This is a genomic window from Pseudomonas sp. EB271-G4-1, from assembly GCF_058791355.1.
Window position 1 is genome coordinate 106705 of sequence record NZ_JBYTEO010000003.1, and the last position, 22538, is coordinate 129242.

Below are 22538 nucleotides of genomic sequence, written 5' to 3' on the forward strand. Positions count from 1 at the left end.
CTATCTCTCTACCATCGCTTTTCCATTGGCCCATCCGGGTCGCTAGGGAGAATATCGTTCTCATGATTCGCCGTTATGTGCGTCGCTCGCTACCTGCCGTTCTTGCCCTGTTCGCAACGCCCTTGTTGGCCGCACCCGCAGGCCAACAGACGCTGTTCAACTTTGTGCGCCCCGCCGATGTAGTCCAGGTGGCGACCCAGGACGCCAGCCTGCCGCAATCCAACGCCGAACAAACCGCCGAGGGTGAAGTGCTGCGTCGGGTGACGTTCAACCCGGTAGCCCGGCCGACCCTGCGCCTGTCTCCGCAGAGTGGGGCATGGGACTGGTCGCAGTCGGGCGTGATGAGCTTGCGGATCCAGAGCGCGATGAACTGGGCCGTGACCCTCTACGTGTCCATCCAGAGCAACGACGGCAAGACTTTGGTCAGTCGCGTCGATCTTCCAGCCGGCCCAGCGCAGACCCTGCTGGTGCCATTGCAGCCGACTTCGCCGCTCAGCCAAGGCATGAAGGCGGGGCCACCGATGCCGATGACGGTCGACGGCCAGCGCGTCCTGCTGGCCAGCAGTGCCGGTGAACTGGACCGTAGCCAGGTAGTGTCGGTCAGCCTGTCCATGGATCAGCCGAAAGTTGCCCAAAGCATCCTGCTGGAGCGTTTTGGGGTGCAGGACGGCGAAGGGGTGACCCAAACGGTCTATGGCGCGTTGGTGGACACTTATGGCCAATCGACCCGGGCCAAATGGCCAGAAAAAATCAGCAGCGACGAACAACTGAAAAGCGTCGCCGCCAAGGAGCAACAGCAGCTGAAAACCTGGCTGGCTGAGCGCGAAAAGTCTTCCCTGGACAAGTTCGGCGGGTGGACCAACGGGCCGACGTTCAAGGCCAGCGGCTTTTTTCGCACAGAAAAACGCGACGGCCGCTGGTACCTGGTGACGCCACAAGGTCACCCGTTCTACTCGCTGGGGGTCAATGCCGTTACGGCGGACGTCAACCAGACCTACGTCGCCGGTCGTGAATGGATGTTCGAATCCCTGCCCAAGGCTGACGAGCCGCTGGCCAGTCACTACGGTGAAGGTGATAACCGCGGTGGTAATGGTGTGGATCAGGGCCGCGGCTTCAACTTTGGCCAGTGGTACGACTTCTACGGCGCCAATCTGCAGCGTCTGTATGGCGACCCCTGTGCATTGGGTAGCAATAACAAAGCCGGAGTCGCTGAGGCGGCCAAGGCTGACGCGGTAGAGGCAACGGCCGAGAAGGCTGCCGAGCCCACCGTCGCGCCATCAACCGCCGAATCCGGTGTCGCCGAAGCCGCCAAGGCCGGCGCCGTCGATGCGACGGTGGCGAAAGCCGCGGAGCCAACACCTGTCGAGCCGTGCAAGGCGACGTTTGATGAACAACGCTGGACCGCTCACACCCTCGATCGCCTGCAAGCCTGGGGCTTCAACACCCTCGGCAACTGGAGCGCCTCGAGCCTGGGTGACGCGGAACGCGTTCCCTACACCTTGCCACTGTCGATCGTCGGCGATTACGCCAGCATCAGCACCGGCAGCGACTGGTGGGGCGGGATGCCCGACCCGTTCGACCCGCGTTTCGCCATGGCGACCGAGCGCGCCGTGGCCATTGCCGCCCGCGATCACCGTGACGATCCATGGCTGATCGGTTACTTCGCCGATAACGAACTGGCCTGGGCCGGTCCCGGCGACGACCCGAAAGCCCGTTACGCGCTGGCGTACGCCACCTTGAAAATGACCACCGACGTGCCGGCCAAGCGCGCGTTCCTCAAGCAGTTGCGCGACAAATACCGCAACCAGGCGGGCTTGTCGAAAGCCTGGGGTATCGATCTGCCGGCCTGGGAACTGATGGAAGACCCAGGCTTCGTACCGCCGTTGCCAAGCGCCGAGCACCCGGAAATCGAGGCTGACTTCAAATATTTCCAGAAGGTTTTCGCCGACACCTACTTCAAGACCATTTCCGATTCCCTCAAGTGGCACGCGCCCAACCAGTTGCTGCTCGGTGGCCGGTTCGCCATCAGCACCCCGGAAGCCGTGGAGTCCTGTGCGCAGTATTGCGACGTCCTGAGCTTCAACATGTACACCTTGCAACCGCAGGATGGTTACGACTTCGCTCAACTGCGCAGCCTCGACAAGCCGGTGTTGATCACCGAATTCAACTTTGGCTCAACCGATCGCGGCCCGTTCTGGGGCGGCGTGACGCAATTGGCGAAGGAAGAAGACCGTGGCCCGGCCTACGCGAATTTCCTGAAACAGGCGCTGAACGAACCGTCGATTGTCGGGTTGCACTGGTTTCAATACCTTGACCAACCCGTGACCGGGCGCCTGCTGGATGGCGAAAATGGTCACTTTGGCTTGGTAGGCGTTACCGATCTGCCATTCCAGGGCTTTGTCGACAGTGTGCGCAAGAGCAACCTGTCGGCGCTTGATCAGTTGGGCAAAGAGGCCCGGAAGGCTGCAGCTGAGGTCGACAAAGCCAGCCACGACGCCGAGGGCGGGCGCAAGGCCGAAGCCGGGAAAGGCCCGGGGAAGGGCGCTGGTGGGCATTCCGGCAAAGGTCATTGAGTCCGATCCCTGTGGGAGCGAGCCTGCTCGCGAAGGCGCCTGAACAGACACTCCAAATGTCCAGTCATTTTTGCGAGTGATTGACCGCCCAGCCCGCACCTGTTCCCAAAACCCTCAAGGGCTGGAACAATGCGGGCCACTTTTACAGAACGTTCTTCGGGGAGTCGCGGGTGCAGATTCAGGGTCATTACGAGCTTAAGTTCGAGGCAGTGCGCGAAGCGTTCGCGGCGTTGTTCGACGATCCTCAGGAACGTGGCGCCGCGTTGTGCATCCAGATCGGCGGCGAAACCGTCGTCGACCTGTGGTCCGGCACCGCCGACAAGGACGGGGCCGAAGCCTGGCACAGCGACACTATTGCCAACCTGTTCTCCTGCACCAAGACCTTCACCGCCGTCACCGCCCTGCAGCTGGTGGCTGAAGGCAAGCTGCAACTGGATGCCCCGGTGGCTCGCTACTGGCCGGAATTCGCCGCCGCAGGCAAAGAATCGGTCACCTTGCGCCAGCTGCTTTGCCATCAGGCCGGGCTGCCGGCGTTGCGCGAGCTGCTTGCTCCCGAAGCGCTGTACGACTGGCCAACCATGGTCGAGGCGCTGGCCGCCGAAACGCCCTGGTGGACGCCAGGCGAAGGTCACGGTTATGCGGCCATCACTTATGGCTGGCTGGTCGGAGAACTGTTGCGCCGTGCGGATGGTCGTGGTCCCGGTGAGTCCATCGTGGCGCGGGTTGCCAAGCCTTTGGGCCTGGATTTTCACGTCGGTCTGGCCGATGAAGAGTTCTATCGCGTGGCGCACATTGCCCGCGGCAAGGGCAATGTCGGCGATGCGGCGGCCCAGCGCCTGCTGCAAGTGACCATGCGTGAGCCAGCGGCCATGACCACCCGCGCTTTCACCAATCCGCCGTCGGTTCTGACCAGTACCAACAAGCCGGAGTGGCGACGCATGCAGCAGCCGGCGGCCAATGGCCACGGCAATGCCCGTAGCCTGGCCGGGTTTTACACCGGGTTGCTCGATGGCAGCCTGCTCGAAGGCGAGTTGCTCGATGAACTGACCCGCGAGCACAGCCTCGGCGAGGACAAGACCTTATTGACTCGAACGCGCTTTGGCCTGGGCTGCATGCTCGATCAACCGGATGTGCCCAATGCCACCTTCGGACTGGGCGCGAGAGCGTTCGGGCATCCGGGTGCTGGCGGCTCCGTTGGTTTCGCCGACCCCGAGCATGATGTGGCGTTCGGTTTTGTGACAAATACCCTGGGGCCGTACGTCTTGATGGATCCGCGCGCACAAAAGCTTGTGCGGGTACTGGCCACTTGTCTGTAAATCACGCTCAACGGTTCCGGAGCTGGAACCCGATGGCCTTTTCAGTTTCCAACCGTCTGTTTATGCGGGCCGATCCGGCCTGATTTTAACTACTTCATTTTTGTGGATATCCAATGTCAACCAAACCCACCCTCGCCTTGGCACTGTGCTTCGCTATTACAGGTTGCGCACAGACTCCTAAAAGTGATGTAGACGGCGGCAGCTGGTGGCCGTTCGGGTCTTCCGACAAAGTCGCGGCCAAGGAGCCAGCGCCAGCCCCGGCAGCGCTGAAACCCGTTGCCGCACCGGTTGCCAAGGCTGAGAGTTCCAGCCCTTGGTACTGGCCGTTCGGTTCCGAGGAAGCGCTCGATAAAAAACCAGAAGTAAAACCTGCAGCCAAGCCGGTCGAAGTGGCCAAGGCCAAGGCTGAGGCTGATGCAGATGGCAAGTGGTGGTGGCCGTTTGGTGGCAAAGAGCAGAGCACAGCCAAAGCCGTGCCGATGCCCGATCCGAAAGTCACCCAGGCTTGGCTGGACGACTACGAACCGCGTCTGCGCACAGCGATCAAGGACAGCAACCTGCAACTCGAACGCCGTGAAAACGTATTGGTGGTGACCGCGCCCGTAGAGGGCTCGTTCAACCCGGACCGCCCGGCCATGCTCTTGCCGGTGACGCTCGGCCCGTTCACTCGCGTTGCGAAAATCCTTGAAGCTGACCCGAAGACCGCCGTGCTGGTACTCGGCCACAGCGATACCTCGGGCGCAGCGCCCGCCAATGTGAAGCTGAGTCAGGAGCGTGCGCAGTCCGTGGCGGCGATCTTCCGCCTCAGTGGTCTGCAGCGTGATCGCCTGATGCTGCGTGGCATGGGCGGCGAAGCTCCGCGTGCCGCCAACGACAGCGTTGAGGGCCGCGCCTTGAACCGTCGAGTGGAGCTGTTGGTAACGCCGCAAAACACCATGGTCGCGTTGCTGAGCAAGTACAATATGCCGGCCCCGGCGCCTGTGCGCGTGGTTGCAACCCAGGACATCAAGCCGGTGGCCAAGCCTGTGACTCCAGCACCAAGCGAAGCGAAGAAAGCGGCTGCACCGGTGGCGAAAAAAGCGCCGGCCAAGAAAGCCGCCAAGGCTCCAGCCAAGAAGGCACCGGCTAAAACCGCAACGCCAGCGAAAAAGACCGCACCGGCCAAAGCCGCTGCCGACGCGACCAAAGTCGCCGCCGATACCACAAAGAAGTGATTCGTTAACCATAAGGATTGCGCCATGACCAAGGCCCTGGCTGATATGCGCCGCGACTACACCCGTGATGGCCTGACTGAGGCACAAGCCCCGGCCGAGCCGTTTGCGCTGTTCCACCAATGGTTTGCCGATGCGGTGAAAACCGAGCAGGCACCGGTGGAGGCTAATGCCATGACCTTGGCCACTGTCGACCAGGACGGGCGGCCGCATTGCCGGATTCTGCTGCTCAAGGGACTGGATGCGCAGGGCTTCACCTTTTTCACCAACTACGACAGCGCCAAAGGCCAGCAGCTGGAGGCGAATCCATTCGCGGCCATGACGTTTTTCTGGCCGACGCTGGAGCGTCAGGTACGGATTGAAGGTCGGGTGGTGAAGGTCACGCCCGAGGAGTCCGATGCGTATTATCAGGTGCGCCCGCTGGGCAGCCGCCTCGGTGCCTGGGCTTCGCCGCAGAGCCGGGTGATAGCCGATCGTAGCGAACTGGAGTCGCTGCTCAAGGATACCGAGCAGCGTTTCAGCGATACCCAGCCACATTGCCCTGAACATTGGGGTGGGTATCGTTTGCTGCCAGAGCGCATCGAGTTCTGGCAGGGTCGTCCAAGCCGTCTGCACGACCGGCTCAACTATCGTCTGCAGGGCGCCAACTGGATTCTTGAACGTCTGGCGCCTTAAGCAGTCTACCGCTCGGAATAGCTTGCCGCTGCGGCCTCGAGCCACCGCGGCAGGTCTCGACGCTTGATTTTCTGCGCATGAGCGCTTGCCAACTGTTCGAGCATGAAGGCTTTTTTCTGCTCGTCCTTGCCAGCCAGCGCTAATGCCAGGTCACGGTCCATCCAGCGTCTGATGCGCACATATAGCCACCCATGGAAGTACAGTCCAGCGACGGTTGTGACGACAATGATAAAGTAATCCATATAGATCCCTGGTCAGTTGCGCAGTTTTGCAAATAGCCACAACTGTGTGGTGAGCTCGTCAAGGGGCCTGTACAGAGCCTGAATCGAAGCAATTTTCTCCAGGCAAGGCCGTGACAGGCGTTCAGCTGCGGAGTTTAATGGTTACTTGTCCTTTGGAGTTGATGCTATGCGTAAGTCTGTTCTGCTGGTTGCTTCCTTTTCCACCATGGCGATGTTGCTCACTGGCTGCCAATCGAGCTTGACCGGTGACTCCTATTCCCGTGACGAAGCGCGTCGCGTGCAGACGATTCGCATGGGCACCATCGAAGCCCTGCGGCCGGTGAAAATCGAAGGTACCAAGACCCCGATCGGCGGCGCTGCGGGTGCAGTGGTCGGCGGAGTTGGCGGCAGTGCCATCGGCGGCGGCCGAGGCAGTATCGTCGCAGCGGTCATCGGCGCAGTGGCCGGCGGGCTGCTGGGCTCGGCTACCGAAGAAGGCCTGACCCGCACCCAGGGCGTGGAGATCACCGTGCGTGAAGACGACGGCAGCATGCGTGCCTACGTGCAGCAGGTTCAGGAAAACGAAGTGTTCCGCGTCGGCGAGCGCGTGCGTATTGCCACGGTTGATGGCACCAGTCGCGTTTCTCACTAAGCGGTAATACGGGTAAGAGAAAACCCCGACCAGGGTGACTGGTCGGGTTTTTTTTGCGCCGGTTTCCGGCATCGGGCTAAAAATCGTTCTTTAGGGCTGTTTCAATGACTTGCTCGGGTATTAATTCTCGAGCGTCGTCCCCATCACCAAAATATTCGCCGGGCCAGATAAAAAGATCGGAAATACGAGCATCTGGAATATTGAGGGCCAACATTTGCAGCCAAAAGCAGGTGGCGTGTTCCGGGATATCCGCATCCATGACTCTTCGAGCCATTTCGATCATTTCAGGTTGGGAGATATCCTTCAGGCGGCGCTCATAAGGCCCCATCAGGATCTGGCGAACCCAAGTGTCATGATCCTGGGCTTCGTCAATACCTGGAAAATCGAGAGAGGTCAGATCCGTCATAGCCTCTCGATTGAATTGAGCCAGCTGATCCCTGGTCTGATCCTGATTTGCGCCATCAATTTGCGCAGCAAGGTTTGCAAGGCGAGCAACCTTGGTTTCGCAAAGGTGCGGGGGCATCAGTTCCTGACGTAGCGCCATAACCCTCTCCAAAATTGCTGAATTTGACCATGTCTGCATAAAGCAAAAGGCACGGTCACAAATCGCAACGTTAACGAGAAAGGCTTGGGGATTTATGCAGGCAGCTTCCGTAAAGCTCGTAGGAAGAATCCGAAGTTCTGTACGGTTTTTTGTAGGAGCGAGCTTGCTCGCGAAAAACCTGAAAACACCGTTGGGTTTCAGATTTCCCGCATCATCGTTGACGTCCATCGGAACGCCGCCTGGAGCCAGCTTGGTCCTACAGGTGCGCCGTTTGCAGTGCAGGCTTGCGACTCGCCGCAGCCGTGACGGCATAGCCAATCAAGGCCGCCAGAATCGAACCGGTGAGAATCCCCATCCGATCCATCCCCGCGTAGTCACTCACGCCTGGCTCAAAGGCCAGCGAACCGACAAACAGGCTCATGGTGAAGCCTATGCCGCAAAGAATCGCGACACCCAGTACCTGGCCCCAATTGGCACCCTGGGGCAGGGCGGCGATGCCGGTTTTCACCGCCAGCCAGGTCAGGCCGTAGACGCCGATTGCCTTGCCCAGAAGCAGGCCAATCGCGATGCCCATTGGCACGTTATGGGTGAAGCTCTCGGCGGTAACGCCACTCAGCGACAGGCCGGCGTTGGCGAAGGCGAACAACGGCAGGATGCCGTAGGCCACCCAAGGGTGCAGCGCGTGTTCCAGTGTCAGCAGGGGCGACGGTTCGGCGTTTTTCGTGCGCAACGGTATGCAGAAGGCCAGGGTCACGCCCGCCAGCGTGGCATGCACACCGCTCTTGAGTACGCAGACCCAGAGGATCAGGCCGATGATCATGTACGGTCCGAGCTTTACCACGCCGAGCCGGTTCATTCCGATCAGCGCCGCGATGCAGGCTGCAGCCAGTGCCAGGGACAGGGTCGACAGCTCGCCGGAGTAAAAAATCGCGATGATGATGATGGCGCCGAGGTCGTCGATGATCGCCAGGGTCATCAGGAACAACTTCAGCGAGACCGGAACGCGTTTGCCCAGCAACGCCAGTACACCCAGCGCGAAAGCGATGTCGGTGGCTGTCGGGATCGCCCAGCCGTTCAGGGCCGGCGGGTTGTCGCGGTTGAGGAACCAGTAGATCAACGCTGGCACGACCATGCCGCCAATGGCGGCTGCGCCGGGCAGGACGATCTGCGACGGCTTGGACAGTTGCCCGTCGAGGACCTCGCGCTTGACCTCCAGCCCGATCAAGAGGAAGAACATCGCCATCAGCCCGTCATTGATCCATAGGAGCAGGGGCTTGGCGATTTTCAGCGCGCCGATCTGGGCGACGACGGGGGTTTCCAGGAGGCCGTTGTACAGCCACGACAGCGGGGAGTTATTGATGATCAGCGCGAGGATAGCCGCGGCGATCAATAACAGACCGCTGGCAGCTTCCAGCTGAAAGAAACGCGTGAACGTGCTACGCAGAGGCACAGTCGCTCTCCATCGATTAAGTCAAAAGGTGGCACACCCTAACCCGTACCGTTAGTTGTTAAAACAAAAGTTATATTCTTTTTTGTTATATGTCGTAACAGCACGATTCTGCGGCAAGGTCTTGAGCCTAGCAGTTGCCGGATGCATTGGAACCCAGCTGTATCTGTGCTGGATGTAGGATTTTTCCTAAGCTTGAAGGCTCAGGCTTGTGAAAAGGCCGCCAATTGCCCGATCCATCGAGATAACTACCATGAGCGACATCCGACAGTGGTCCCGCGAAGCCATCCGGATCATCGAAGCCGATTTCCAGCGCAGCGCCGACACTCATCTGATCCCCTTGTCGCTGCCAGGCTTTGCCGGCATCGAGTTGTACTTCAAGGATGAGTCGAGCCATCCCACCGGCAGCCTGAAACACCGTCTGGCGCGTTCGCTGTTCCTGTACGCGCTGTGCAATGGCTGGCTCAAGCCCGGAGCGCCAGTCATCGAGGCGTCCAGCGGTTCGACGGCAATTTCCGAAGCGTACTTCGCGCGTTTGCTGGGGGTGCCGTTCATTGCGGTCGTGCCGGCCAGCACCTCGAAGGAGAAGATTGCGCAAATCGCTTTCTATGGCGGGCAAACGCATCTGGTCACGGACCCTACGCAGATCTACGCCGAATCCGAACGCCTGGCGCGCGAACACGATGGCCACTTCATCGACCAGTTCACCTACGCCGAGCGCGCGACCGACTGGCGGGCGAACAACAACATCGCCGAATCGATCTTCCAGCAAATGCGCTTCGAAAAGCACCCGGAGCCGAGCTGGTTGGTGTCCAGCCCCGGTACCGGGGGCACGACGGCGACCCTGGGACGTTACGTACGCTATCGCCAGCACGCCACCCGCGTGTTGTGTGCCGATGCCGAACGCTCGGTGTTTTTCGATTACTACCAGAGCGGCGATGCCAGCCTGCGCCTGGCTCACGGTTCGCGGGTCGAGGGCATTGGACGGCCCCGGGTGGAAGCGTCATTCCTGCCCAAGGTCATCGATGCGATGGTCAAGGTGCCGGACGCGTTGTCGTTGGCAGCCATGCATTACCTGGCGAAACGTCTGGGGCGTCACGTCGGCGGATCGAGCGGGACCAACCTGATCGGCGCCTTGATGGCCGCGCAGCAGATGGCTGCAGCGGGGGAGGAGGGGTCGATCGTGGCGATTCTGTGCGACAGCGGCGAGCGCTATGCCACGACGTACTACGATCAGGCCTGGCTTGAGGCCGAGGGGTTTGAGCTGGGTGGGTTGATCGATGCGGTGGCGGCGACGGTCGAGCGCGGCGAGGCGCTACCGGCAACGGTGTTGCGCGCCAATATCTGAATTCATCATGCGCAGAAATCACTGTGGGAGCGAGCCTGCTCGCGAAAGCGGTAGATCAGTCAACATTTCTGTTGAGTGTTAATCCGCCTTCGCGAGCAGGCTCGCTCCCACAAGGGATATGTGTCAGGCCTGCAAGCCCAGGATGTCCCGCGCCACGGCTTCGGCAATGCGAATGCCATCCACCCCCGCCGACAGAATCCCGCCCGCATAACCCGCGCCTTCACCCGCCGGGAACAGGCCCTTGACGTTCAGGCTCTGCATCGACTCGTTGCGGGTGATGCGCAACGGCGACGACGTGCGGGTCTCGATCCCGGTCAACACCGCGTCATGCAGCGAGTAACCGCGAATCTGTTTCTCGAATGCCGGCAAGGCTTCGCGAATCGCTTCGATGGCGAAGGCCGGCAAGGCCAGCGCCAGGTCACCCAGGGCAACGCCCGGTTTGTAGGACGGTTCAACGCTGCCCAACTCGGTGGACGGCTTGCCGGCGATAAAGTCGCCGACCAGTTGCGCCGGTGCCTCGTAGTTGCTGCCGCCGAGCACAAAGGCGTGGGATTCCAGGCGTTCCTGCAACTCGATACCGGCCAACGGGCCGCCCGGGTAATCGACTTCCGGGGTAATCCCGACAACGATCCCGGAGTTGGCGTTGCGCTCGTTACGCGAATACTGGCTCATGCCATTGGTCACCACGCGATTTGGCTCGGACGTCGCCGCCACCACCGTGCCGCCGGGGCACATGCAGAAGCTGTAGACGGAACGGCCATTCTTGGCGTGGTGCACCAGTTTGTAGTCGGCGGCGCCGAGTTTCGGGTGGCCGGCGTACTTGCCCAGGCGCGCGCGGTCGATCAGCGACTGCGGGTGTTCGATGCGGAAACCTACCGAGAATGGCTTGGCTTCCATGAACACGCCACGGCCGTGCAACATGCGGAACGTATCCCGGGCACTGTGGCCGAGGGCCAGGATCACGTGTTTCGAATGGATCTGCTCGCCGCCATCGAGTTCGACGCCAACCAGTTGGCCGTCCTCGATAAGCACGTCGGTAACCCGCTGCTGGAAGCGCACTTCACCGCCCATGGCGCGAATCTGCTCACGCATGTTTTCCACCACGCCTGTCAGACGGAACGTACCGATGTGCGGTTTGCTGACGTAGAGGATTTCTTCCGGGGCACCGGCCTTGACGAACTCATTGAGGACTTTGCGCCCGATGAACTTCGGATCCTTGATCTGGCTGTAGAGCTTGCCATCGGAGAATGTCCCCGCGCCGCCCTCGCCGAACTGTACGTTGGACTCGGGGTTGAGCACGCTTTTACGCCACAGGCCCCAAGTGTCCTTGGTGCGCTGGCGCACTTCGGTGCCGCGTTCGAGGATGATCGGCTTGAAGCCCATTTGCGCGAGCAGCAGGCCGGCGAAGATCCCGCATGGACCAAAGCCGACCACGACAGGGCGCACACTCAGGTCGGCCGGCGCCTGGCCGACCATTTTGTAGCTGACATCCGGTGCCACGTTGACGTTACGGTCATCGGCGAACTTGTGCAGCACCGAGGCCTCATCGCGAACATCGAGGTCGATGGTGTAGATGAAGCACAGCTCGGAGGACTTTTTGCGCGCATCGTAGCTGCGCTTGAACAAGGTGAAATCGAGCAAGTCATCGCTGGTGATGCCCAGGCGCTGCAGGATGGCAGGGCGCAGGTCTTCATCGGGATGGTCGATTGGCAGCTTGAGTTCGGTGATTCGTAACATGGCAGGATCCGGTTCGCGGGGCGCACAACTGCGCCAGGGCGTTTGAAACCGGCGATTATAAGCCTCAAAGGCTCAGGCCCGTGAGGCTTAAACGATCAGTCGTCGCGCGATCCGCCGAAATACCCACAACCCCGTTGCACCTGGCCGTTGATTCGCAATTCAGCACTCATGTGCTGGATGCTGCCGGTGCTGTTGTCGACGCAGCGTTGCGGTGCGACCCAGAGTTCGATGTGCTGCTGGTTGGCTTCGGTGCTGAGGTTGAAACGGCCTTCGCCCAACTGCTCCTCGACATAGGGCACGGCCAACGGCGCCTGGCCGGCGCGTTCAAGGACCATGCCTTTGCCGGTGACTCTCACACTCCACTCAGGGGCCTGGCCGGCGGCGCGCAGGATCAGCTTCTTGAAGTCGGGATCGGCACAGGCATTGCCCGAACGCTCGATGCGATACAGCTGTTCGAGGTCCAGTTGCCCGTCGCCGGAGCCGGAAACGATCCGCCCGCGCACATCGGCAAACAGTTTGCCCTGGGCATCGGCCAGGCTCGCGGCCTGTTGCAGGACGCTGGTACCGCCCGTGTCGTTGACCGCATAACGTTTCTGCTCGCCGCACGGCTGGAACAACAGCTTGCCGTCGGCTGCGCTCAATTGGCCCTGCATACGGGCCTGGCCGACGTGGGAAGCGCTTTCCCTCGAGCCATCGAACAACTGGCATGCGGCGAACAGTGGAAGAAGGGCAACGACGACTAAGGAACGGGCAGCACGCATCTTGGGGTCTCCTGACAAGTGCCGTCACGTTACTCAGCCTGACCGTTCATCACAAGGCTTTAGCCCACGTGAAAGGTCTGACCTGTCTGCAAGCCTTCCACACTCTTTGCGTAGGCCAATGCCACATCGGCCGCCGGAACCGGCTTGAAGCCGCGGAAGTAGGGTGCGTATTTGCCCATGGCTTCGACCAGCACGTTCGGGCTGATCGAGTTGACCCGCAGGCCACGCGGCAATTCGATCGCGGCGGCACGGACAAAGCTGTCCAGGGCACCGTTTACCAGCGCTGCGCTAGCACCGCTGCGAATCGGGTCGTGGCTGAGCACGCCGGTGGTGAAGGTGAACGACGCGCCGTCATTCGCGAACTCGCGACCGATCAGCAGCAAGTTGACCTGGCCCATCAACTTGTCTTTCAGGCCCAGGGTAAAGCTCTCTTCGGTCATTTCATCCAGTGGCGCGAAGGTCACGTTGCCGGCGGCGCAGACCAACGCATCAAACCTGCCCGTTTGTTCAAACAGTTTGCGAATCGACGCACTGTCACTGATGTCCACTTGGAAATCACCGCTATTGCGGCCGATGCGCACGATCTCGTGGCGCTGGGACAGTTCCTTGTCGACGGCCGAACCGATGGTGCCACCTGCGCCGATCAAAAGAATTTTCATGCTGGCTGATCCTCGTATCGATTGAGTGAGGCCTCAGTTTAGAGTGGTTTTTTTCACGGATAAGCGCGCTAATAGGCAACCTTTGGTTTTCAAATGGAAACAATCCATGAGCGAGATGGATGACCTGGCGGCATTCGCCGTGTTGGTCGAAGCAGGCAGCTTTACCTTGGCGGCGCAGCAATTGGGTTGCAGCAAGGGCCAGTTGTCCAAGCGCATCAGTCAGTTGGAAGCGCAGTTTTCCGTGGTCCTGCTACAACGCACCACGCGACGCTTGAGCCTGACGGCGGCAGGCGCTGCGTTGTTGCCCCAAGCCCAGGCGCTGGTGGTGCAAGTCGAGCGCGCGCGCCAGGCCCTGGCACGGTTAAAGGATGACATGGCGGGCCCTGTGCGGATGACCGTACCTGTGTCGCTTGGGGAAACGTTCTTCGATGGCTTGTTGCTGGAGTTCTCGGCCCAGTATCCCGAGGTGCAGATCGAACTGGAGCTCAACAACAACTACCGCGATTTGTCCCGTGACGGCTTCGATCTGGCGGTCCGCTCCGATGTGGCGATTGACCAGCGCCTGGTGGCGCGCCCGCTACTGGCGTGGCGGGAGTTGACCTGTGCCAGCCCGGCCTATCTGGAGCAATACGGTGAGCCGCAGTCCCCTCAGGCGCTGGCCGGGCATCGCTGCCTGCTCAACAGCCACTACAGCGGTCGGGAGGAGTGGTTGTATCACCAACAACACGAGTTGTTGCGGGTGCGGGTTTCGGGACCGTTCGCCAGTAATCATTACAACCTGTTGAAAAAAGCCGCACTGGCTGGCGCCGGCATTGCCCGCTTGCCGTCCTATGCATTGCCGGCGGAATTGGCTGACGGGCGTTTGCGCTGGCTGCTGCGTGATTATCAGACACGCAGCATGCCGATGTATCTGGTGCATCCGTATCAGGGTGGGCTGCCCAGGCGTACGCAGGTGCTGGCGGATTATTTGATGGGCTGGTTCAAGCGCAGCGGCGAGGCGCTGGACAGGCTCTAAACCATCACGCCCCCCCTGTAGGAGCGAGCATGTCGAATCGTCGCACCGTCGCGATGGTCGTTAACGATAAAGCGGGAAGCCTGATGCCCCGCGGTGGCCTCAGGTTCTTCGCGAACATGCTCGCTCCTAAAGGGGGGGGCGATGTTGTTGAAGTTTGGTGGGCATAAAAAAACGGCCCGCAAAGGCCGTCTTTTTGTTTACCGCAAAGGCTTAGCCACCGAGGTACGCATCGCGCACTTTCGGATCGGTCAACAGCGCTTCACCGGTGCCTGTCATCACCACCCGGCCGTTTTCCAGCACGTAGGCGCGGTCAGCGATTTTCAGCGCCTGGTTGGCGTTCTGCTCGACCAGGAACACCGTTACACCGTCCTTGCGCAGCTGTTCGATGATATCGAAGATCTGCTGGATGATGATCGGGGCCAGGCCCAGTGAAGGCTCGTCGAGCAGCAACAGCTTGGGTTTGCTCATCAGCGCACGGCCGATGGCGAGCATTTGCTGTTCGCCGCCGGACATGGTGCCGCCACGCTGGCTGAAGCGCTCTTTCAAGCGTGGGAAAAGTCCGAGGACCTTGTCCATCTGTTCCTGATAGTCGCCTTTGGCGGTGAAGAAACCACCCATGGAGAGGTTTTCTTCGACGGTCAGGCGGGAAAACACCCGACGACCTTCCGGCACCACGGCAATGCTCTTGCGCATGATCTGCGAAGAGTCCTGCCCGACCAGCTCCTCACCCATGTAGCGGATGCTGCCGCTGTGGGCCCGCGGCGAACCGCACAGGGTCATCAGCAGCGTGGACTTGCCGGCACCGTTGGCGCCGATCAGGGTCACGATCTCGCCCTGGCGGACTTCGACGTTGACGCTGTGCAGGGCCTGGATCTTGCCGTAGAAGGTGGAAACGTTTTCGAACTGCAGCATTTACGCTTCCCCCAGGTAGGCTTTGATCACTTCAGGATTGTCACGGATCTGTTCCGGCGTACCGTTGGCCAGGGGCGTGCCCTGGTTGATCACGACGATGTGGTCGGAAATGCTCATGACCAGTTTCATGTCGTGTTCGATCAGCAGCACGGTGACGTTGTGCTCTTGACGCAACACGCTGATCAGCGCCTTGAGGTCCTCGGTTTCCTTCGGGTTCAGGCCGGCGGCCGGTTCGTCGAGCATGAGGATCCGCGGACGGGTCATCATGCAGCGGGCAATTTCCAGGCGCCGTTGCTGACCGTAGGCCAGGGTGCCGGCCGGACGGTTGGCGAACTCCTTGAGGTTGACCTTTTCGAGCCAGTACTCGGCGAATTCCATGGCCTCGCGTTCGCTCTTGCGGAACCCTGGGGTCTTGAACAGGCCGGACAGGAAGTTGGTGTTCAGGTGGCGATGCTGGGCGATCAAGAGGTTCTCGACCGCGGTCATGTCCTTGAACAACCGCACGTTCTGGAAGGTGCGCACCACGCCCTTGAGGGCGATCTTGTGGCCCGGCAGGCCTTCGATCGGCTCGCCATCGAGCAGGATGCTGCCGCCGCTTGGCTTGTAAAAGCCGGTGAGGCAGTTGAACACGGTGGTCTTGCCGGCGCCGTTGGGGCCGATCAAGGCAACCACTTGTTTCTCTTTCACGCTCAAGGCAACGCCGTTGACCGCCAGCAAGCCGCCGAAGCGCATGCTCAGGTTTTCTACTTTAAGGATCTCGCGGCTCATTTGCGCAGCTCCATGTGAGGACGTTGCATGGGCAGCAGACCCTGAGGGCGCCAGATCATCATCAGTACCATCAAGGCACCGAACATCAACATGCGGTACTCACTGAACTCACGCATCATTTCCGGCAGCAGGATCATTACCACGGCGGCCAGGATCACACCCAGCTGCGAGCCCATGCCACCCAGTACCACGATGGCGAGGATGATCGCCGACTCGATGAAAGTGAAGGATTCCGGCGTCACCAGGCCCTGACGGGCAGCGAAGAAGCTACCGGCGAAACCGGCGAAGCTGGCACCCAGGGTGAACGCCGACAATTTGATCACGGTAGGGTTCAGGCCCAGTGCACGGCAGGCAATCTCGTCTTCACGTAACGCTTCCCACGCGCGGCCCAGGGGCATGCGCAGCAGGCGATTGATGACGAACAGCGCGCCGAGCGCCAGCAACAACGCAACCAGGTACAGGAAAATCACCTTGTTGATCGAGTTGTAGGCGATGCCGAAATACTCGTGGAACGTCTGCATCCCTTCAGCGGCCTTACGTTCAAAGGTCAGGCCGAAGAACGTTGGTTTCTCGATGTTGCTGATACCGTTCGGACCGCCCGTGAGGCCGGTCAGGTTACGCAGGAACAGACGGATGATCTCACCAAAGCCCAGGGTCACGATCGCCAGGTAGTCGCCACGCAAGCGCAGCACCGGGAAACCGAGCAGGAAGCCGAAGGTGGCCGCCATCAGGCCGGCGATCGGTAGGCAGATCCAGAAGCTCAGGCCGTAGTAGTGCGACAGCAGCGCGTAGCTGTAGGCGCCAACGGCGTAGAAACCGACGTAACCGAGGTCGAGCAGGCCGGCCAGGCCGACCACGATGTTCAAACCGAGGCCGAGCATCACGTAGATCAGCACCAGCGTGGCGATATCCACCGCACCGCGAGAGCCGAAGAACGGCCAGACCAGGGCACCGGCGATCAGCGCGATAATGATCCAGCGCTGAGTGGTAGGCAGGGTCAGGAAGTTGCTGGCCTTGGCTGGGATCAGCGGCATGCTCGGCGAAGAACGCCAGGCCGAGCTGATCTGCTGGTCGAACAGCACACGCAGGAACATCAGTACCGAGCACACCGCGATGGTGATCAGGGTGGCGTCGCTGGTGCCATGAACTTCGAGGTTGATGCCGACGATGGTCAGCTTCAGACCGAGTACCGGGTAGGCCACGGCCCACACCAGCAAAGCGCTGAACAGCGCCTGTTTAAGATTCCTAGTCATACCTTCTCAACCTCCGGACGGCCCAACAGGCCAGTTGGCCGGAACAACAACACCAAAACCAGGAGGCCGAACGCCACGACGTCCTTGTATTGGTCGCCGAAGATATCGGCACCAAAGGCTTCCGCCACACCCAGCACCAGTCCGCCAAGCATGGCGCCCGGAATGCTGCCGATACCGCCCAGTACCGCGGCGGTGAAGGCCTTGAGGCCGACCAGGAAACCGGCGTTCGGGTTGATCACGCCGTACTGCATGCTCAGCAGCACGGCCGCGATGGCCGCCAGCGCGGCACCGATGACGAAGGTCAGGGCGATGATGTTGTTGGTGTTGATACCCAGCAGGTTGGCCATCTTGATGTCTTCGGCACAGGCGCGGCAGGCGCGACCCAGGCGAGAGCGGGAGATGAACAGCGTCAGGCCGAGCATGGCGACCAGGGTCACCACGAACACCACGATTTGCATGTAGGAAATCAGCACTTCATGTGCGCCACCTGGTCCGAAGGCAAAGTTGCCCGGAATCAGGTTGGGGATGGATTTGTCCTTGGAGTCTTGCGCCAGCAGAACCGTGTTCTGCAGGAAGATCGACATGCCGATGGCGGAAATCAGCGGGATCAAACGGTTGCTGCCGCGCAAGGGGCGGTAGGCGATCCGTTCGATGCTGTAGCCGTAGGCACTGGTGACGACGATGGTCGCCAGGAAAGCGGCGGTCATCAACAGCGGAACACTGTCGAGTCCCAGCATGGCCAGCCCGGCGATGGCGATGAACGCCACGTAGGAGCCGATCATGTACACCTCGCCGTGGGCGAAGTTGATCATTCCAATGATGCCGTAGACCATCGTATAGCCGATGGCGATCAGGGCATACGTGCTGCCAATGGTCAAACCATTAACCAGCTGTTGGAAGAAGTGATAGATGTCAGGCATTACAGCGCTCCTAAAAACCTGATACGCATTTCACTGGTGGAGTCATTTTCCCGCCCGGGCCCCGTGGATCTGCATCCACTTCGAATCCGGGATTTGCCAGCGAACCGCTGATGACGGTTTTGAGATTTTCAGGTGGGGAGACTAGCGGATCACGCCAGCACGGCCCAGATACGTTCGTAAAACAAAGCCCACGGCACGCCGTGGGCTTTGTTGGCAGTCAGTCAGGCAGCGCCTTACTGAGGCTTGGCTTCAGTTTTTGGTTTGCCGAAGTGCCACTCGTAAACCACGAATTTGAAGTCTTTCAGGTCGCCCTTCTCGTCGAAGCTCAAGTCGCCGGTAGGGGTCTTGAAGGTGCCTTTGTGGATGGCTTCAGCCACTTTGGCGGAGTCTTCGGACTTGGCCGCCTTGATGCCTTCGGCAATCACTTCCACAGCCGAGTAGGCCGGGAACACGAACGGACCGCTTGGATCTTCTTTCTTGGCCTTGAACGCGTCAGCCAGGGCGATGTTGGCCGGATCCTGGTCGAAGGATTTCGGCAGGGTCACCAGCAGGCCTTCGGAAGCGTCCTTGGCAATCTGCGAGATGGAATCGTTACCCACGCCTTCCGGACCCATGAACTTGGCTTTCAGGCCTTTTTCCTGGGATTGACGCAGGATCAGGCCCAGTTCCGGGTGGTAGCCGCCGTAGTAGACGAAGTCGACGTTGGCTTGCTTGAGCTTGGCGATCATCGACGAGAAGTCCTTGTCGCCGGCGTTGACGCCTTCGAACACGGCAACCTTCACGCCTTTGCCTTCCAGGGTTTTCTTCACGGCAGAGGCGATACCTTCACCGTATTGCTGTTTGTCGTGCAGCACGGCAACGATTTTCGGTTTTACGAAGTCGGCGATGTAGTTACCGGCGGCAGGGCCTTGGGCGCTGTCGAGGCCGATGGTGCGGAACACCATTTTGTAACCACGGTTGGTGATGTCCGGGCTGGTGGCTGCCGGGGTGATCATGATCACGCCTTCGTCTTCGTAGATGTCCGAAGCCGGTTGAGTGGAGCTGGAGCACAGGTGGCCAACCACGAATTTCACGCCGTCGTTGACGACTTTGTTCGCGACCGCTACCGCTTGTTTTGGATCACAGGCGTCATCGTATTCAACGGCTTCGAGCTTCTTGCCGTCTACGCCGCCTTTGGCGTTGATCTGTTCAATGGCCATTTTGGCGCCGCTGAACTGCATGTCGCCGTATTGGGCTACAGGACCGGTTTTTGGGCCGGCGATGCCGATCTTGATGGTGTCAGCTGCGAACGAATGGCTGGCAACCCCGGCCAGAACCATAGCGGCAAACAGTTTGGAAATCTGCTTAGTAGCCTTAGTCATAGTGCTCCACTCTTACTGTTGTAATTTTTATAGTCCTGGCGCCGTCGGCGGCAGAACCGGGTCAGTATCTACGACATTCCCCGGAAAAGCCCCTCGGCAACTGTACCGGTACAGTGTAGAGCGCCGATTGTCAGCCTGGGAAGCTGGCGCTGGGGGGCAAAACTTGGGGGTGTCGCTTTTTTGAAAGAAAAAGTCAGAATTGCGGCGGGGCTTTGACGGGCTTATAGCCAGATTCCGTGCATTCCTTGGCATTCCTGCGCTTTTCATTCGATCCTGCAAATTGCATCTGGGTTTTTCTGCCTGACCACCGACGTTATCATTGCGTCGATTTCTTTTCCGGACCGGACCCATGATTGAAGAACCTAGCACCCTCTATGCCAAGCTGCTTGGAGAAACCGCATCTATTACCTGGAAGGAGTTGGAGCCGTTCTTTGCCAAGGGTGCCCTATTGTGGGTCGACCCCGGCCTTGATTTGATCGCTGCCGCCGAAGCCATGGCGACCGATGACGGCGAGAAAGTGGCCGCCTGGCTGGCTGACGACAAGGTCGCCAAGCTGTCTGAAACGCGGGCGCTGGATCTTTTTGAAAGGGATCCGGAGTTGTGGGCGGTGGTGGTTTCGCCCTGGATCATGATTCAGGAAAAGGCGCAGGCTTGAATGGTTGCACTGTCTTGGTGCGATGGCTTGGCGGAGATAAGTGTGTAGCCGAGTAGCGTGATGGCACGTTGCCGTAGAGAAAGGCCACGCTTCACGGTGACGTAAACGTAACGGGAACAGTTGGGTAGGCAATTAAACGACTGCCCAATTGTTTCTGGATTTGCCTTCGCGAGCAGGCTCGCTCCCACAGGGATCGCATTTACCCAGAAGGTACGCGGTCAACTGTGGGAGCGAGCCTGCTCGCGAATGGGCGTGCCACGGATTAAGCGGTTCTACCCGTATGGTTATTCAACGAAATCACCTTGGTCTTGCCAATCCGGTGACGATAGATCTCACGCAGGTACTTGATCGCTTTCTTCACGCAATCGCGTGACAGGCGGATATCGTTGATCGAGACAAACTTGTCCTTGTCGTTGATCAGCTCGCGATACTTCTTCTCGTACATCGGTTTGATCGCATACCAATTGGTATCAAGAATTTTCGCCGGGTTCTCGAACTCGTTGAGCAGGTCGTCGATCAGGTCTTCATCGAATTGTTCGTTGATGATGAAGTCGAGGACCGAGTTGTCCAGGGTGTCATCGAAGCGGTAAGGGGCGCGCGCAAAGCAACGCTTGATGAACGCCACGATCAAGGTCAGGAAATCGTCCGACAGGCATGGGCTCTTGGCGATCAGGGTGGTCAGCGACAGGTTGGCCGAGGCACCGATCACCAACGCATAACGCTTGAGCGTGGTGTTGGGGAACAGGTTGTTGAGGTGCGTCTTCAGCCGGTTCAGGTCCATGTAGGACAGCTTGTAGTCCTTGGGCAGGGAAACGATTGACACCACCGACGAACAGTTCTTGAAGAAGTGCAGGTCGTGCAGGGCTGCCGCGTCATATCCCGAATTCTTGTATTGCTCCAGCGACGCACGATAGCGCTTGGACTCGATCGGCAACAGGCTGATGCCTTCGATGGCCTGGGTGACCTTGTTGAAGTGCGGCAGGTCGATGGAGCGGAAGAACAGATCGTCGATGTTCAGGCGCTGTGGCTCTTTTTCGAACACCTTGAACTTGTCGCCGGTAGGCGCCTGGGTTTCAGGCACCACGGACTCGGCGTAGGCAATCGCCACGGGGCCGGCCAGACTCATGAACAGGTCGTTGGCATCCAGGCGAATGGTTTCGCCGATGTCGATGCCGGCACGCCGGAAATAGTTCTGGTCGTAATCAGTCGTGACCGCCTGCGCGGTCAGGATGTTGAAGATCTGCTGCGAGATGTACTGATTGGCATGCTTTTCCATTGCGTTGACGTCGATGTTCTGGATGTTGCCGTCATCGCTTTCTTCGGCATAACGCATGATGTCATTGGAAATCAGCATCATGGCGTTCCATGGGCGGATACGTCCCATGACACTGGCTTCGCTGCTGTCTTCGTTGGCGAAGTTGTAGGAGAAATCCCACTCTTCCGACAGGTATTTGCACAGCAGGCGACCGGCGTTGATGTGCAGCGCTTCGGACATTTCACTGCGGTGATCGGAGATGTTCGGCAGTACGCAGATACCGCTGGTAAAGATCGGCTCGAAGACGAAGGCATGGCCGCTCTTGCTGTCGTGCTCGTCCATCGGCTTGGTGTCGAACGTCTTGTTCATGTACGAGTGTTGCTGGGCCAGGCCGAACTCCGAGGCCATGCCCGAACCGGTGCCGCCACCGGCACTGAAGATCGAAAAATACAGGCGCGACTGGTTGGCCTTGATGCCACAGCTGTCGATCAAGTACGAGTGAATCATCTTCCAGTCCGGGCTGGAGAAGCGCTGGGTGTCCTTGTTCAGGATAATCTTGGCCAGGTACTGTCCGAGGATCGGTGCGTTACCGGCACCCCCGGCATGGACTTCCGACAGGTCCATGATCTTCATCTTGCTGTAGTCACGCAGGAACCCGCTCTTTTCGCCCTTGCGCGAGAAGCGGATACGCCCCGCAATGTCTTTGTCCAGGTCGCCCAGCATCACCAGGGGTTCTACCAGGAACACCGGCTTGGTGGCCTTGTTCGACCCCAGGCGCAAGTTGTTACGAATCCACTGCGCCGGGCTGTAGCCTTTTTCCGCATAGCGTTTGTCTGGCGAGAGGCGATCGTCGTTGTTGAATTCGTTGAGGTAGAACTTGCGGGCGTTGTAGACCAGTTCTGCGACATCCAGCGCGATGTTCGATCCGCAGCGGCCCAGGCCAATAAGGCACACCGACGGGAATTGCTGGTCGTTGTGCTGTTCGTTGTCGCCTTCCAGATGCGGCGGGCGGGGGAATACCATGTCGCGCAGGCCGTCGAGGTTGTCGAGGATGCGATCGGTATTGGTTTCGGTGAAGTACAGGTATTGCTGGGTCGCGAGCGGGCGCGACGGTGTCAATGGCTTCGACGGTGCGGGGCTGTTCGCCGCCGGGCTCAGCGTCAGGTCGGAAAGCGCAGGGGCCGGGTTGTTTTTGGAAGTCATTGTTCGCCATGTACCTGGGCTGGTTGGTCGGGCGGCATACTGTCGTCGACCA

Annotated in this window: 20 protein-coding genes; 8 read left to right on the top strand and 12 right to left on the bottom strand. The window is 59.8% G+C overall.

Translation table 11 applies throughout. The annotated features are described in order from the left end of the window. The first annotated feature begins 62 nt into the window (after positions 1-62). From AC3WWR_RS02495 to pdxH, 4 genes are all read left to right on the top strand, one after another. Positions 63-2573 carry a beta-agarase gene (locus AC3WWR_RS02495; RefSeq protein ID WP_454866632.1) on the top strand — a complete coding sequence of 837 codons (2511 nt, stop codon included), beginning with the start codon at positions 63-65 and terminating at the stop codon, positions 2571-2573. Positions 2574-2743: 170 nt separating this feature from the next. Continuing rightward, entirely contained in the window at positions 2744-3889 is a 1146-nt protein-coding gene (locus AC3WWR_RS02500) for a serine hydrolase domain-containing protein (RefSeq protein WP_020798109.1), read from the top strand. Between the two features lie 113 nt (positions 3890-4002). Next, the gene (locus tag AC3WWR_RS02505) at positions 4003-5103 is read left to right on the top strand and encodes an OmpA family protein (protein WP_432669117.1); all 1101 of its coding nucleotides are present in this window, start codon (positions 4003-4005) and stop codon (positions 5101-5103) included. 24 nt (positions 5104-5127) lie between these two features. After that, complete coding sequence (gene pdxH / locus AC3WWR_RS02510) at positions 5128-5775, top strand: pyridoxamine 5'-phosphate oxidase (protein WP_020798111.1); 648 nt, start codon at positions 5128-5130, stop codon at positions 5773-5775. Positions 5776-5780: 5 nt separating this feature from the next. On the opposite strand, the gene AC3WWR_RS02515 is transcribed toward pdxH, so the two are convergent. After that, positions 5781-6017 carry a hypothetical protein gene (locus tag AC3WWR_RS02515; RefSeq protein WP_033043204.1) on the bottom strand — a complete coding sequence of 79 codons (237 nt, stop codon included), beginning with the start codon at positions 6015-6017 and terminating at the stop codon, positions 5781-5783. A gap of 166 nt (positions 6018-6183) precedes the next feature. On the opposite strand from AC3WWR_RS02515, the gene AC3WWR_RS02520 reads away from it, so the two are divergent. Next, positions 6184-6648 carry an outer membrane lipoprotein gene (locus AC3WWR_RS02520; protein WP_020798113.1) on the top strand — a complete coding sequence of 155 codons (465 nt, stop codon included), beginning with the start codon at positions 6184-6186 and terminating at the stop codon, positions 6646-6648. Positions 6649-6724: 76 nt separating this feature from the next. Here the strand turns inward: AC3WWR_RS02520 and AC3WWR_RS02525 are convergent, their stop codons facing one another. Beyond that, entirely contained in the window at positions 6725-7420 is a 696-nt protein-coding gene (locus AC3WWR_RS02525) for a hypothetical protein (RefSeq protein WP_225441878.1), read from the bottom strand. Positions 7421-7448: 28 nt separating this feature from the next. Beyond that, entirely contained in the window at positions 7449-8642 is a 1194-nt protein-coding gene (nhaA, locus tag AC3WWR_RS02530; protein ID WP_020798116.1) for a Na+/H+ antiporter NhaA, read from the bottom strand. A 250-nt stretch (positions 8643-8892) separates the two neighbouring features. Between nhaA and AC3WWR_RS02535 the strand changes: the two genes are divergently transcribed. Then, positions 8893-9987: a PLP-dependent cysteine synthase family protein gene (locus tag AC3WWR_RS02535; RefSeq protein WP_492598432.1), complete on the top strand. Its 1095-nt coding sequence runs from the start codon at positions 8893-8895 to the stop codon at positions 9985-9987. Between the two features lie 123 nt (positions 9988-10110). On the opposite strand, the gene AC3WWR_RS02540 is transcribed toward AC3WWR_RS02535, so the two are convergent. The 3 genes from AC3WWR_RS02540 to AC3WWR_RS02550 form a co-directional block, all read right to left on the bottom strand. Further along, complete coding sequence (locus tag AC3WWR_RS02540) at positions 10111-11724, bottom strand: NAD(P)/FAD-dependent oxidoreductase (RefSeq protein WP_020798118.1); 1614 nt, start codon at positions 11722-11724, stop codon at positions 10111-10113. Positions 11725-11819: 95 nt separating this feature from the next. Continuing rightward, a complete protein-coding gene (locus tag AC3WWR_RS02545; protein WP_432669118.1) occupies positions 11820-12485 on the bottom strand; it encodes a COG3650 family protein in 666 nt (221 codons plus the stop codon). Positions 12486-12544: 59 nt separating this feature from the next. Further along, a complete protein-coding gene (locus AC3WWR_RS02550; protein WP_492598433.1) occupies positions 12545-13144 on the bottom strand; it encodes a short chain dehydrogenase in 600 nt (199 codons plus the stop codon). Between the two features lie 106 nt (positions 13145-13250). Between AC3WWR_RS02550 and AC3WWR_RS02555 the strand changes: the two genes are divergently transcribed. Continuing rightward, positions 13251-14159, top strand: coding sequence for a LysR family transcriptional regulator (locus tag AC3WWR_RS02555; protein ID WP_020798121.1), 909 nt, complete (start codon positions 13251-13253; stop codon positions 14157-14159). Between the two features lie 210 nt (positions 14160-14369). Here AC3WWR_RS02555 and AC3WWR_RS02560 read toward each other — a convergent pair whose 3' ends face one another. The 5 genes from AC3WWR_RS02560 to AC3WWR_RS02580 all read right to left on the bottom strand — a co-directional run bounded on the left by AC3WWR_RS02560 (position 14370) and on the right by AC3WWR_RS02580 (position 19373). Next, a complete protein-coding gene (locus AC3WWR_RS02560; protein WP_020798122.1) occupies positions 14370-15071 on the bottom strand; it encodes an ABC transporter ATP-binding protein in 702 nt (233 codons plus the stop codon). Beyond that, positions 15072-15839 carry a high-affinity branched-chain amino acid ABC transporter ATP-binding protein LivG gene (livG, locus tag AC3WWR_RS02565; RefSeq protein WP_020798123.1) on the bottom strand — a complete coding sequence of 256 codons (768 nt, stop codon included), beginning with the start codon at positions 15837-15839 and terminating at the stop codon, positions 15072-15074. After that, positions 15836-17092 (bottom strand): high-affinity branched-chain amino acid ABC transporter permease LivM, encoded by a 1257-nt coding sequence (locus AC3WWR_RS02570; RefSeq protein ID WP_020798124.1) that lies wholly within the window; start codon positions 17090-17092, stop codon positions 15836-15838. The genes livG and AC3WWR_RS02570 overlap by 4 nt, the downstream gene beginning before the upstream one ends. Beyond that, a complete protein-coding gene (livH, locus tag AC3WWR_RS02575; RefSeq protein WP_007947264.1) occupies positions 17089-18012 on the bottom strand; it encodes a high-affinity branched-chain amino acid ABC transporter permease LivH in 924 nt (307 codons plus the stop codon). Before livH ends, AC3WWR_RS02570 begins: the two co-directional genes overlap by 4 nt. A 233-nt stretch (positions 18013-18245) precedes the next feature. Further along, complete coding sequence (locus tag AC3WWR_RS02580; RefSeq protein WP_020798126.1) at positions 18246-19373, bottom strand: branched-chain amino acid ABC transporter substrate-binding protein; 1128 nt, start codon at positions 19371-19373, stop codon at positions 18246-18248. Between the two features lie 349 nt (positions 19374-19722). On the opposite strand from AC3WWR_RS02580, the gene AC3WWR_RS02585 reads away from it, so the two are divergent. Further along, a complete protein-coding gene (locus AC3WWR_RS02585) occupies positions 19723-20028 on the top strand; it encodes a DUF2288 domain-containing protein (RefSeq protein ID WP_020798127.1) in 306 nt (101 codons plus the stop codon). A 262-nt stretch (positions 20029-20290) separates the two neighbouring features. Here AC3WWR_RS02585 and AC3WWR_RS02590 read toward each other — a convergent pair whose 3' ends face one another. Further along, positions 20291-22486, bottom strand: coding sequence for a hypothetical protein (locus AC3WWR_RS02590; protein WP_020798328.1), 2196 nt, complete (start codon positions 22484-22486; stop codon positions 20291-20293). Positions 22487-22538: the final 52 nt, after the last annotated feature.

Excerpts from the sequence above, each read along its gene's own strand:
- AC3WWR_RS02495 (WP_454866632.1), top strand. The coding sequence starts at position 63 with ATGATTCGCCGTTATGTGCGTCGCTCGCTACCTGCCGTTCTTGCCCTG.
- AC3WWR_RS02505 (WP_432669117.1), top strand. The coding sequence starts at position 4,003 with ATGTCAACCAAACCCACCCTCGCCTTGGCACTGTGCTTCGCTATTACA.
- pdxH (WP_020798111.1), top strand. The coding sequence starts at position 5,128 with ATGACCAAGGCCCTGGCTGATATGCGCCGCGACTACACCCGTGATGGC.
- AC3WWR_RS02515 (WP_033043204.1), bottom strand. The coding sequence starts at position 6,017 with ATGGATTACTTTATCATTGTCGTCACAACCGTCGCTGGACTGTACTTC.
- AC3WWR_RS02520 (WP_020798113.1), top strand. The coding sequence starts at position 6,184 with ATGCGTAAGTCTGTTCTGCTGGTTGCTTCCTTTTCCACCATGGCGATG.
- AC3WWR_RS02525 (WP_225441878.1), bottom strand. The coding sequence starts at position 7,420 with ATGGACGTCAACGATGATGCGGGAAATCTGAAACCCAACGGTGTTTTC.
- AC3WWR_RS02535 (WP_492598432.1), top strand. The coding sequence starts at position 8,893 with ATGAGCGACATCCGACAGTGGTCCCGCGAAGCCATCCGGATCATCGAA.
- AC3WWR_RS02540 (WP_020798118.1), bottom strand. The coding sequence starts at position 11,724 with ATGTTACGAATCACCGAACTCAAGCTGCCAATCGACCATCCCGATGAA.
- AC3WWR_RS02545 (WP_432669118.1), bottom strand. The coding sequence starts at position 12,485 with ATGCGTGCTGCCCGTTCCTTAGTCGTCGTTGCCCTTCTTCCACTGTTC.
- AC3WWR_RS02550 (WP_492598433.1), bottom strand. The coding sequence starts at position 13,144 with ATGAAAATTCTTTTGATCGGCGCAGGTGGCACCATCGGTTCGGCCGTC.
- AC3WWR_RS02555 (WP_020798121.1), top strand. The coding sequence starts at position 13,251 with ATGAGCGAGATGGATGACCTGGCGGCATTCGCCGTGTTGGTCGAAGCA.
- AC3WWR_RS02560 (WP_020798122.1), bottom strand. The coding sequence starts at position 15,071 with ATGCTGCAGTTCGAAAACGTTTCCACCTTCTACGGCAAGATCCAGGCC.
- livG (WP_020798123.1), bottom strand. The coding sequence starts at position 15,839 with ATGAGCCGCGAGATCCTTAAAGTAGAAAACCTGAGCATGCGCTTCGGC.
- AC3WWR_RS02570 (WP_020798124.1), bottom strand. The coding sequence starts at position 17,092 with ATGACTAGGAATCTTAAACAGGCGCTGTTCAGCGCTTTGCTGGTGTGG.
- livH (WP_007947264.1), bottom strand. The coding sequence starts at position 18,012 with ATGCCTGACATCTATCACTTCTTCCAACAGCTGGTTAATGGTTTGACC.
- AC3WWR_RS02580 (WP_020798126.1), bottom strand. The coding sequence starts at position 19,373 with ATGACTAAGGCTACTAAGCAGATTTCCAAACTGTTTGCCGCTATGGTT.
- AC3WWR_RS02585 (WP_020798127.1), top strand. The coding sequence starts at position 19,723 with ATGATTGAAGAACCTAGCACCCTCTATGCCAAGCTGCTTGGAGAAACC.
- AC3WWR_RS02590 (WP_020798328.1), bottom strand. The coding sequence starts at position 22,486 with ATGACTTCCAAAAACAACCCGGCCCCTGCGCTTTCCGACCTGACGCTG.